8 protein-coding genes are annotated in these 12,397 nt (G+C 56.5%); 6 read left to right on the forward strand and 2 right to left on the reverse strand.

The genetic code is table 11. The features are described 5' to 3' along the window. Window positions 1-84 precede the first annotated feature (84 nt). Complete coding sequence (araC, locus tag AC0XWG_RS03610) at window positions 85-930, reverse strand: arabinose operon transcriptional regulator AraC (RefSeq protein WP_028016660.1); 846 nt, start codon at window positions 928-930, stop codon at window positions 85-87. Between the two features lie 337 nt (window positions 931-1,267). Here araC and araB point away from each other — a divergent pair, with 337 nt between their 5' ends. The 6 genes from araB to rluA all read left to right on the forward strand — a co-directional run bounded on the left by araB (window position 1,268) and on the right by rluA (window position 11,376). After that, window positions 1,268-2,977, forward strand: a complete 1,710-nt coding sequence (gene araB, locus AC0XWG_RS03615; RefSeq protein ID WP_475680379.1) for a ribulokinase — start codon at window positions 1,268-1,270, stop codon at window positions 2,975-2,977. A gap of 10 nt (window positions 2,978-2,987) precedes the next feature. Beyond that, window positions 2,988-4,490, forward strand: a complete 1,503-nt coding sequence (araA, locus tag AC0XWG_RS03620; RefSeq protein WP_128348238.1) for an L-arabinose isomerase — start codon at window positions 2,988-2,990, stop codon at window positions 4,488-4,490. A gap of 52 nt (window positions 4,491-4,542) precedes the next feature. Next, entirely contained in the window at window positions 4,543-5,238 is a 696-nt protein-coding gene (gene araD, locus AC0XWG_RS03625; protein WP_028016657.1) for an L-ribulose-5-phosphate 4-epimerase, read from the forward strand. A gap of 44 nt (window positions 5,239-5,282) precedes the next feature. Continuing rightward, window positions 5,283-7,670: a DNA polymerase II gene (gene polB / locus AC0XWG_RS03630; protein ID WP_128348237.1), complete on the forward strand. Its 2,388-nt coding sequence runs from the start codon at window positions 5,283-5,285 to the stop codon at window positions 7,668-7,670. Between the two features lie 127 nt (window positions 7,671-7,797). Continuing rightward, window positions 7,798-10,704 (forward strand): RNA polymerase-associated protein RapA, encoded by a 2,907-nt coding sequence (gene rapA / locus AC0XWG_RS03635; protein ID WP_134708282.1) that lies wholly within the window; start codon window positions 7,798-7,800, stop codon window positions 10,702-10,704. A 12-nt stretch (window positions 10,705-10,716) separates the two neighbouring features. Next, window positions 10,717-11,376: a bifunctional tRNA pseudouridine(32) synthase/23S rRNA pseudouridine(746) synthase RluA gene (rluA, locus tag AC0XWG_RS03640; RefSeq protein WP_049005249.1), complete on the forward strand. Its 660-nt coding sequence runs from the start codon at window positions 10,717-10,719 to the stop codon at window positions 11,374-11,376. 29 nt (window positions 11,377-11,405) lie between these two features. Here rluA and djlA read toward each other — a convergent pair whose 3' ends face one another. Further along, complete coding sequence (gene djlA / locus AC0XWG_RS03645; protein ID WP_028016653.1) at window positions 11,406-12,221, reverse strand: co-chaperone DjlA; 816 nt, start codon at window positions 12,219-12,221, stop codon at window positions 11,406-11,408. Window positions 12,222-12,397: the final 176 nt, after the last annotated feature.

Genomic DNA, 12,397 nt, shown 5'->3' on the forward strand with positions numbered 1-12,397 from the left:
CCGCACCGCGTCAAGGCATCAATTGTCTGAATAGTTTACAGGTTGCTTCCACAGTTCACCTGTTTGTTTATCTTTTTTTACCGTTTATTCACAACCCGCGCGGAATTCACTGGGGCTGGCACCCGTGCATTTTTTGAAAACACGAGAGAAATAAAGTTGATCCTCAAAGCCCACGTTACGCCCCACGGTGGCAATCGGCATCCGGGTGGTGCTGAGTAACAGCTTCGCCTGACTGATACGCTGGTCCTCACGCCAGCTTAGCACGCTGACGCCAAGCTGCTGGCGAAAGAGATGCGACAGCCGCGACGGAGACAGACAGACGTGCTGAGCGACGCTGGCGATATCAAACTGACTATCTGCCAGATGGTCACTGATGTACTGGCAGGCGTCGCGCACGCGGTTATCCAGCGGAGGGTTAAGCGATTCGTTAATGGCCTCCATACGCCGCAGCAGCAGTTGTTCAAGCAGGTTAATCGCCAGCAGTTCGGCATAACGTCCTCCCGCCTGCCCCGCCTCAATGATCTGCGCAAAAAGCTCGCGAAACTGAGCAAGATGGAGATCATCCGGTCGATAAAAACCGGTATGCGCAAAAATCGCAGGCCACGAAAGCCACTCCTGCCAGTAGGCGCGCGGACGGAAGTAGACCCACTGGTGATACCACTCTTTTGCATCCGGGTGACGCCCGTAGTGGTGGATCTCCCCCGGCGGGAACAACAGGATATCGCCGGGGCGGCAGACAAACTGCTGGTCACCGTTCTTGATGATCCCCTCCCCGCGCACGGTCAGGTTGAGGATATACCCTTTCATCCCGAGCGGGCGGTCAACATAAAAGTCGAGGTATCCCTCAGCCTCGATAGGGGTCAGTCCCGCCACAAGGTGCGCGTTAAACGAGTATCCCGGCAGCAAAGGATCGTTTTGCGTTTCGGCCATAGATTCAGTTCTCCCAAGGGTCCTGAAGGAAACCAATTGTCCATATCGTAAAAAGCAGGTTAAAAATGGCCCGCGAAAAGATCCAAAAAGCATCACGCCTCTTTTACGTCCGCCATGTTTCAGCCTTTCCCACTGATTTATCCGCCAGGTCAGGCAAATAAGCAGTAACAAAAGTGTCTATAAGTGCGGCAGAAATGTCCACATTGAATATTTGCACGGCGTCACACTTTCTATCGCAACAGCAATTTAGTCCATAAGATTAGCGGATCCTGCCTGACGATTTTCGCCCCCAGTCTCTAATGTTCTTCCATACCTGTTTTTTTGATGGAGCAACACCATGGCAATTGCGATTGGCCTCGATTTTGGCAGCGACTCGGTTCGCGCGCTGGCAGTGGACTGCACGTCCGGCCAGGAGATAGCAACCAGCGTTGAGTGGTACCCGCGCTGGCAAGAGGGGCGCTACTGCGATGCGCCAAATAACCAGTTCCGTCACCACCCGCGTGACTACATCGAGTCAATGGAAGCGGCAATCAAAACCGTCCTCGCTGAACTGACTGATGCTCAGCGGGCAGAGATTGTCGGGATTGGCGTCGACAGCACCGGTTCTACCCCAGCCCCTGTGGATGCGGAAGGCCGCGTGCTGGCGCTGCGCCCTGAGTTTGCCGACAACCCGAACGCCATGTTCGTGCTGTGGAAAGACCATACCGCCGTGGAAGAGGCCGAAGCCATCACCCGCCTGTGCCATCAAACGGGTAAAACAGACTACTCGCGCTATATCGGCGGGATTTACTCCAGCGAATGGTTCTGGGCCAAGATCCTGCACGTTACCCGTGCAGACGCATCGGTTGCCCAGGCGGCCGTCTCCTGGATTGAACTGTGCGACTGGGTTCCCGCTCTGCTCTCCGGCACCACCCGCCCGCAGGATATCCGTCGTGGTCGCTGCAGCGCCGGGCATAAATCCCTGTGGCACGAAAGCTGGAGCGGCCTGCCTCCGGCTGCGTTCTTCGATGAACTCGACCCGATCATCAACAAGAGCCTGACATATCCGCTGTTTACCGACACCTTCACCGCTGATATCCCTGTCGGCACGCTCTGCGAAGAGTGGGCGAAGCGTCTTGGGCTTCCGCAGAATGTGGCCATCTCCGGCGGCGCGTTTGACTGCCATATGGGCGCAGTCGGCGCAGGTGCACAACCCAATACGCTGGTGAAAGTGATCGGCACCTCGACCTGCGACATTCTGACGGCCGATAAATCCACCGTTGGCAACCGCGTGGTAAAAGGTATCTGCGGCCAGGTTGACGGTAGCGTGGTGCCAGACTTTATCGGCCTTGAAGCCGGTCAGTCTGCGTTTGGTGATATCTACGCCTGGTTTGGCCGCGTGCTCGGCTGGCCGCTGGACCAGCTGGCGGCGGCGCATCCTGAACTGAAAACCCAGATCGCCGAGAGCAAAAAGCAGCTCCTGCCACAGCTCACTGACGCCTGGGCAAAAAATCCGTCTCTCGATCATCTCCCGGTGGTTCTGGACTGGTTCAACGGCCGCCGTACGCCGTTTGCTAACCAGCGCCTGAAAGGGGTGATTACCGATCTTAACCTGGCAACCGACGCACCTGCGCTGTTTGGCGGTTTGATTGCCGCCACCGCGTTTGGTGCACGCGCCATTATGGAGTGCTTCACCGAACAAGGCATCGACGTGAACAACGTGATGGCGCTGGGCGGTATCGCCCGTAAAAACCCGGTGATCATGCAGGCCTGCTGCGACGTGCTGAACCGTCCGCTGCAGATTGTGGCCTCCGATCAGTGCTGCGCGCTGGGCGCGGCAATTTTCGCCGCCGTCGCCGCGGGTGTTCACGCGGATATTCCGACGGCTCAGCAGCATATGGCGAGCGCCGTCGAAAACACCCTGCAGCCGCGCGCCTCGCAGGCGCAGCGCTTTGAGCAGCTTTATCAGCGCTACCAGCAATGGACAAAAAGCGCCGAACTCCACTATCTCCCTGTCGCCGCCCCGGCCAAAAGCACCGCGGACACTACGGCAACCCTGACCCATTAAGGACACGACGATGACCATTTTTAATAATTATGAAGTGTGGTTTGTGATTGGCAGCCAGCATCTGTACGGACCGGAAGCGCTGCAGCAGGTGACAAAACACGCGGAGCATGTCGTTAACGCGCTGAATGCAGAAGCTAAACTGCCGTGCAAACTGGTGCTGAAACCGCTGGGCACAACGCCGGACGAAATCACTCACATTTGCCGGGACGCCAACTACGACGATAAATGCGCCGGGATGGTGGTGTGGCTGCATACCTTCTCGCCCGCCAAAATGTGGATCAATGGCCTGTCCATCCTAAATAAACCTTTACTTCAGTTCCATACCCAGTTCAACGCCTCCCTGCCGTGGGACAGCATCGATATGGACTTTATGAACCTGAACCAGACCGCGCACGGCGGCCGTGAGTTTGGCTTCATCGGCGCGCGTATGCGTCAGCAGCACGCCGTCGTGACTGGCCACTGGCAGGATCAGCACGCACAAAAACGTATCGGCTCCTGGATGCGTCAGGCGGTCTCTAAGCAGGACACCCGCCACCTGAAAGTGGTGCGTTTTGGCGACAACATGCGTGAAGTCGCTGTGACCGACGGCGACAAAGTGGCCGCGCAGATCAAGTTCGGTTTCTCCGTGAATACCTGGGCCGTGGGCGACCTGGTACAGGTGGTGAATGAAATCAGCGATGGCGACGTGAGCGCGCTGGTGGATGAGTACGAAAGCAGCTACCGCCTGACCGCCGCCGCGCAGATCCACGGCGACAAGCGCCAGAACGTGCTGGACGCGGCGCGCATTGAGCTGGGCATGAAGCGTTTCCTGGAACAGGGCGGCTTCCACGCTTTCACCACCACGTTTGAAGATCTCCACGGTCTGAAACAGCTGCCAGGCCTGGCAGTACAACGTCTGATGCAGCAGGGCTACGGCTTTGCGGGCGAAGGCGACTGGAAAACTGCCGCTCTGCTTCGCATCATGAAAGTGATGTCAACCGGTCTGCAGGGCGGCACCTCCTTTATGGAGGATTACACCTACCACTTCGAGAACGGCAACGACCTGGTGCTCGGCTCGCACATGCTGGAAGTGTGTCCTTCTATCGCCGTCGAAGAGAAACCGATCCTCGACGTGCAATACCTTGGTATCGGCGGGAAAGCCGATCCGGCGCGTCTGATCTTCAACACGCGTACTGGCCCGGCTATCAACGCCAGCCTGATCGATCTGGGCGATCGTTTCCGCCTGCTGGTCAACTGCGTCGACGCGGTTGAAACGCCGCACTCCCTGCCTAAACTGCCGGTCGCCAACGCCCTGTGGAAAGCACAGCCTGACCTGCCAACCGCGTCAGAGGCCTGGATCCTGGCCGGTGGAGCGCACCACACGGTCTTCAGCCACGCACTGGATCTCAATGACATGCGTCAGTTTGCCGAACTGCACGATATCGAGCTGACCGTGATTGATAACGATACCCGCCTGCCAGCCTTCAAAGACGCGCTGCGCTGGAACGAAGTCTATTACGGTTCAAAACGTTAACAGGGGAATCTTTGGCCTGCCGCAGGGCGGGCCTCTTTTCCTGGAGGATTGCATGCTAGAAGAACTCAAACGTCAGGTACTCGAAGCCAACCTGGCGCTGCCGAAACACAATCTCGTCACCCTGACCTGGGGTAACGTTAGCGCCGTTGATCGGGAAAAAGGCGTGTTTGTGATCAAGCCTTCCGGCGTCGATTACAGCGTAATGACGGCGGAAGATATGGTCGTGGTCAGTATCGCCACGGGCGAAGTAGTGGAAGGAACGAAAAAGCCCTCCTCTGATACGCCAACTCACCGTCTGCTGTACCAGTCATTCCCGACGGTCGGCGGCATTGTCCACACCCATTCACGCCATGCGACCATCTGGGCGCAGGCTGGCCAGTCCATCCCGGCCACTGGCACCACGCACGCGGACTACTTTTACGGCACCATTCCCTGTACCCGTTTAATGACCGATGCAGAGATCAACGGTGAATATGAGTGGGAAACCGGCAACGTGATTGTCGAAACCTTTGAAAAGCAGGGAATCGACGCGGCTCAGATGCCGGGGGTTCTGGTGCACTCCCACGGCCCGTTTGCCTGGGGGAAAAACGCGGAAGATGCAGTGCATAACGCGATAGTGCTCGAAGAAATTGCCTATATGGGGATCTTCTGTCGCCAGCTGGCGCCGCAGTTACCGGATATGCAGCAAACCCTGCTGGATAAACATTATCTGCGCAAGCACGGTGCGAAAGCCTATTACGGGCAATAAACTGTATATATACCCAGCATAAACTATTCAACCAGGCTATAATCATGCCTGGTTTTGTTTTATGGGATAACGGCGTGGCGCAGGCGCAAGAAGGCTTTTTACTGACCCGACACTGGCGGGATACCCCTCAAGGTACTGAGGTTGCATTCTGGCTGGCAACGGACAACGGCCCGCTGAATGTTACGCTGCCGCCACAGGAATCCGTGGCCTTTATTCCTGAGGCACACGTCGAAAAAGCGAAGCAGTTGCTGCGCGGCGAAAATAACTGGCGCATCACGCCGCTTGAACTGAATGATTTTCACCGTCAGCCGGTTTACGGACTTTACTGTCGCGCCCACCGGCAATTAATGCGCTATGAAAAACTGCTGCGTGAAGCAGGTGTCACGCTTTATGAAGCGGATATCCGTCCGCCGGAGCGTTTTCTGATGGAGCGGTTTATTACCGCACCGGTTTGGGTCGATGGCACCGAGCAAAACGGCCGAATTGTCGATGCACGCCTGAAGCCCAACCCGCACTATCGCCCGCCGCTGAAATGGGTGTCGCTGGATATCGAAACCACCCGCCACGGGGAACTGTACTGCATTGGTCTGGAAGGCTGCGGCGATCGGGTTGTCTATATGCTCGGACCGCCGAATGGCGATGCCTCCGCGCTGGATTTCCGGCTGGAGTATGTCAACAGCCGTCCTCATCTGCTGGAAAAACTGAATCAGTGGTTTGCCGAGTACGACCCCGATGTGCTGATTGGCTGGAACGTGGTGCAGTTTGACCTGCGGGTGTTGCAAAAACACGCCGAGCGGTACCGAATTCCGCTGATGCTGGGACGTGGCAATACGGAAATAGAATGGCGCGAACATGGATTTAAAAACGGCGTATTCTTTGCCCAGGCTAACGGCCGCCTGATTATCGACGGCATTGAGGCACTGAAATCCGCCTTCTGGAACTTCTCTTCGTTCTCTCTGGAAGCCGTCGCGCAGGAGCTGCTTGGCGAAGGCAAATCTATCGACAACCCCTGGGACAGAATGGATGAAATAGACCGGCGCTTTAACGAAGATAAACCGGCGCTTGCCACCTATAACCTGAAAGACTGCGAGCTGGTCACGCAGATTTTCCACAAAACCGAGATTATGCCGTTCCTGCTGGAGCGTGCGACGGTAAACGGTCTCGCAGCCGATCGACACGGCGGCTCCGTGGCGGCCTTTAGTCATCTCTACTTCCCCCGCATGCACCGTGCGGGGTATGTCGCCCCGAATCTCGGAGAAGTACCACCGCAGGCCAGCCCTGGCGGTTATGTCATGGATTCCCGGCCAGGGTTGTATGACTCCGTGCTGGTGCTGGACTACAAAAGCCTCTACCCGTCGATAATCCGCACCTTCCTGATCGATCCCGTCGGGCTGGTTGAGGGCATGGCCCAACCGGATGATGAGCACAGCACCGAAGGCTTTCTCGGGGCTCGCTTCTCACGCGAAAAACACTGTCTGCCGGAGATCGTCGGAAGCATCTGGCACGGTCGCGACGAAGCCAAGCGCCACGGCAATAAGCCGCTCTCACAGGCGCTAAAAATCATCATGAATGCCTTTTATGGCGTGCTGGGTACCAGCGCCTGCCGTTTCTTCGACCCACGACTGGCCTCCTCGATCACCATGCGCGGTCACGAGATCATGCGACAGACCAAAGCGCTGATTGAATCCAGGGGCTATGACGTCATCTACGGCGACACGGACTCCACCTTTGTGTGGCTTAAGGGTGGACATTCGGAAGACGATGCCGCGCAAATCGGCAAAGCGCTGGTTGCCTACGTAAACGACTGGTGGCGGGTGCATTTGCAAAAAGAGCGGTTAAACAGCGCGTTAGAACTGGAATATGAAACCCATTTTGCCCGCTTTTTAATGCCCACCATTCGCGGTACCGATCAGGGTAGCAAGAAGCGCTACGCCGGGCTGATTCAGGAAGGCGACGCGCAGAGGATGGTCTTTAAAGGGCTGGAGACGGTACGCACCGACTGGACTCCTCTGGCGCAACAGTTCCAGCAAACGCTCTATCTGCGAGTCTTTCGCAATGAGCCTTATCAGGATTACGTGCGCGAAACCATTGCCAGCCTGATGGCCGGTGAGCTGGACGATCAACTGGTATATCGCAAACGCCTGCGCCGCCCGCTGGCTGAATACCAGCGCAACGTACCGCCACACGTGCGCGCCGCCCGTCTGGCGGATGAAGAGAATGTGCGACGGGGTCGCTCGCCGCAGTATCAAAACCGGGGGACAATCAAATATGTCTGGACCACCAGCGGCCCGGAACCTGTTGATTATCAACAGTCGCCACTCGATTACGATCACTACCTGACGCGCCAGCTCCAGCCCGTTGCAGAGGGAATTTTACCCTTCATCGACGATGATTTTGCTACACTAGTGACAGGGCAACTTGGCCTATTTTGACGCGTGACGAAATGGCTGCCATCCAGTACCATAGCGCCCTTTCCATTCCCGGACCCATTTTTCGATGACCGTCTTTTTTGACGGGGTCGAACTATTGCCTGCAATTAAAGATTAGAGCCGAACAACTATGCCTTTTACACTTGGTCAACGCTGGATCAGCGATACAGAAAGCGAACTCGGATTAGGAACTGTCGTTGCCGTCGATGCGCGCATGGTTACCCTCCTCTTCCCTGCCACTGGTGAAAACCGCCTGTACGCTCGCAATGACTCCCCTGTGACCCGCGTGATGTTTAATCCGGGTGACACCGTGACCAGCCATGACGGCTGGCAGCTCAAGGTTGAAGACGTAAAAGAAGAGAATGGACTGCTCGCCTACATTGGCACTCGCCTGGACACTGACGAGACCAATGTCATCCTGCGTGAAGTGCTGCTCGACAGCAAACTGGTTTTCAGTAAGCCGCAGGACCGCCTGTTTGCCGGGCAAATCGACCGCATGGATCGTTTCTCTCTGCGCTATCGCGCCCGTAAGTTCCAGAGTGAACAGTACCGTATGCCGTGGAGCGGCCTGCGTGGTCAACGCACCAGCCTGATCCCTCACCAGTTGAATATCGCCCATGACGTCGGCCGTCGTCATGCACCTCGCGTACTGCTGGCAGACGAAGTGGGTCTGGGTAAGACTATTGAAGCCGGTATGATCCTGCATCAACAGCTGCTTTCTGGCGCAGCCGAGCGCGTGCTGATTGTGGTTCCTGAAACCCTGCAGCACCAGTGGCTGGTCGAAATGCTGCGCCGCTTTAACCTGCGCTTCTCGCTGTTTGACGACGAACGCTACGCAGAAGCCCAGCACGATGCGGACAACCCGTTTGAAACCGAACAGCTGGTGATTTGCTCGCTGGACTTCGTGCGCCGCAGCAAGCAGCGTCTTGAACACCTGTGCGATGCCGAATGGGATCTGATGGTCGTCGATGAAGCGCATCATCTGGTCTGGAGCGAAGATGCGCCGAGCCGCGAATATATGGCGATCGAACAGCTTGCCGAACGTGTACCTGGCGTCCTGCTGCTGACCGCAACGCCGGAACAGCTGGGGCTGGAAAGCCACTTTGCACGTCTTCGCCTGCTCGATCCAAACCGTTTCCATGATTTTGAGCAGTTTGTTGAAGAGCAGAAAAACTACCGCCCGGTTGCCGACGCTGTCGCCCTTTTACTGGCGGGCAAGCGTCTGTCCAATGACGAACTCAATACCCTGAGCGATCTGATTGGCGAGCAGGATATTGAACCGCTGCTGCAGGCAGCCAACAGCGAAGGTGACAACGCGGAATCAGCACGTAAAGAACTGATCGATATGCTGATGGACCGTCACGGCACCAGCCGTGTTCTGTTCCGTAACACCCGTAACGGCGTGAAAGGTTTCCCGAAACGCGAACTGCACACCATCAAACTGCCACTGCCAACGCAGTACCAGACGGCGATTAAAGTGTCCGGCATCATGGGGGCGCGTAAAACCGCCGAAGAACGTGCGCGTGACATGCTCTACCCGGAACAAATTTACCAGGAATTCGAAGGTGATACCGGCACCTGGTGGAACTTTGACCCACGCGTAGAGTGGCTGATGGGCTACCTGACCGCACACCGTTCTCAGAAAGTGCTGGTGATCTGCGCGAAAGCTGCCACTGCACTGCAGCTGGAGCAGGTTCTGCGTGAGCGTGAAGGTATTCGTGCAGCCGTGTTCCACGAAGGCATGTCTATTGTTGAACGTGACCGTGCGGCAGCCTGGTTTGGTGAAGAAGACAGCGGCGCACAAGTTCTGCTGTGTTCTGAGATCGGCTCTGAAGGTCGTAACTTCCAGTTCGCCAGCAATCTCGTGATGTTCGATCTGCCGTTTAACCCGGATCTGCTGGAGCAGCGTATCGGTCGTCTGGATCGTATCGGTCAGGCGCACGATATTCAGATCCACGTTCCGTATCTGGAAAAAACCGCTCAGTCCGTTCTGGTGCGCTGGTTCCATGAAGGTCTGGATGCATTCGAGCATACCTGCCCAACAGGCCGTACCATTTACGATCAGGTTCATAGCGACCTGATCGGTTACCTCGCAGCACCAGAAACAACTGACGGTTTTGATGAGCTGATCAAATCCTGCCGCGAGAAGCACGACGCGCTGAAAACTCAGCTGGAGCAAGGACGTGACCGTCTGCTGGAGATCCACTCCAACGGTGGTGAAAAGGCACAGGCGCTGGCCGAAAGCATTGAAGAGCAGGATGACGACACCAGCCTGATCAGCTTCTCCATGAACCTGTTCGACATCGTCGGGATCAACCAGGACGATCGCGGTGAGAATATGATCGTTCTGACCCCGTCAGATCACATGCTGGTCCCTGATTTCCCGGGCCTGCCGGAAGATGGCTGCACCATCACCTTCGAGCGCGATGTGGCCCTCTCTCGCGAAGATGCCCAGTTCATTACCTGGGAGCACCCGCTGATCCGCAACGGTCTGGATCTGATCCTCTCTGGTGATACCGGCAGCAGCACCATCTCCCTGTTGAAAAACAAGGCGCTGCCGGTCGGTACCCTGCTGGTCGAGCTGATCTACGTTGTGGAAGCCCAGGCGCCGAAACAGCTGCAGCTCACCCGCTTCCTGCCGCCGACGCCAGTGCGTCTGCTGCTGGACAAAAACGGCACCAACCTGGCCGCACAGGTCGAGTTCGAGAGCTTCAACCGTCAGCTAAGCGCGGTAAACCGTCATACGGGCAGCAAGCTGGTCAACGCAGTTCAGCAGGACGTGCATGCCATTCTGCAACTGGGTGAAACCCAGGTTGAAAAAGCGGCCAGGGCGCTGATTGATGCCGCGCGCAGTGAAGCGGACGAGAAGTTATCTGCTGAACTTTCCCGTCTGGAAGCGCTGAAAGCGGTGAACCCGAACATCCGTGACGACGAGCTGGCGGCGATTGAAAGCAACCGCCAGCAGGTGCTGGAAAGCCTGGACCAGGCGAGCTGGCGCCTAGATGCCCTGCGTCTCATCGTTGTGACGCATCAGTAAACGGAGCGCGAAATGGTAATGGAGCCCTACAATCCACCGACGGATCCCTGGCTGGTCATTCTTTATCAGGATGAGCACATTATGGTTGTCAACAAGCCAAGCGGCTTATTGTCCGTGCCGGGACGTCTGGATGAACACAAAGACAGCGTGATGACGCGCATTCAGCGCGATTATCCGCAGGCCGAGTCCGTCCATCGTCTGGACATGGCAACCAGCGGCGTGATTGTAGTGGCTCTGAATAAAGCGGCGGAGCGGGAGCTTAAACGCCAGTTCCGCGAGCGCGAGCCGAAAAAACAGTACGTGGCGCGCGTATGGGGTCACCCGGCGCAGGAGGAAGGGCTGGTGGATTTACCGCTGATTTGCGACTGGCCGAACCGGCCAAAGCAGAAGGTGTGTTATGAAACCGGCAAGGCGGCGCAAACCGAGTATGAAGTGCTGGAATACGCGCCGGATAACACCGCGCGCGTATTGTTAAAGCCGATTACCGGACGCTCTCACCAGCTGCGCGTACATATGCTCGCTATGGGGCATCCGATTCTGGGCGACCGCTTCTACGCGCCGCCAGAAGCGCTGGCGATGGCTCCACGTCTGCAGCTGCACGCGCAGACGCTCACCATCACCCACCCGGCCTTCGGTAACGCGATGACGTTTAAAGCCCCGGTGGACTTCTAAAAAAAAGCCCGACACCGTCGGGCTTTTTTTTATTTGAAACCTTTCTTCTCTTTAATGAGCTCGTACGCCTTCTGGATTTCCTGCGCTTTTTGCTTCGCCATCTCCATCATTTCTGGCGGCAGGCCTTTCGCGACCAGTTTGTCCGGATGATGCTCGCTCATGAGCTTACGATAGGCACGTTTAATCGTGGTCTGATCGTCAGAGGGCTTTACGCCAAGCACATTGCAGGCATCCTCCAGCGTCGGGCCACGCTGCGCCTGCTGCCAGGCACCGCCAGATGACTGCTGGTGATAGCCGCCGCCAAATTGCGCACCGCCCTGCATCATCCGCAGGAACTGGTCGAACTGCATACGGGAAATCCCCAGTTCCTCCGCAATGACGTATAACACATCACGTTCATTAGGATGAAGCGAGCCGTCGGCGAATGCCGCCTGAATTTGAATCTCCAGAAACATCCGAATTAAATCGAAACGTCCGAAGCAGACGCTGCGGAACTGACGCATTTTGTCGCGCAGTGGATAGTTATCCGATTTACCGATGCGGAACGCATTTTGCGCCTCCAGACGGGAGTCACCATGCAGATTCATACGATCCATAAAGACGCTGGCAATCTGAATATCGGCTTCTGTCACGCGTCCTTTGGATTTGGTTAAGTGCCCCATGACCTCAAAGGTGGTTGAGAAAAAGAGGGACTGGCGCTCGCGCTGGTTGGCAAACCAGGCCATTTTGCGGCTGCGCGCCTTATCAAACATATGGCCGATAATAAGCCCAAGCACAATTCCCCAGAACCCAGCACCCATGATGATGGCGAACGCAACGCCGATTATTTTACCCCAATACTGCATATACTCCCCGGATAGTCATATTCCTGGACGACGCAACGCCATCATCACAGTGTTTAAGCCACGGTCAATTGAAGGACATCGCCTATAATTTGCTTTATCATACTCGTCATTCGATAGCGAGCCTAACACTCTGGCACGCAAACGGCAGGATTAACGCTGGTACTGCGCTGATGAGT

The sequence above is a fragment of the Enterobacter sp. DVT3837 genome, from assembly GCF_056238685.1.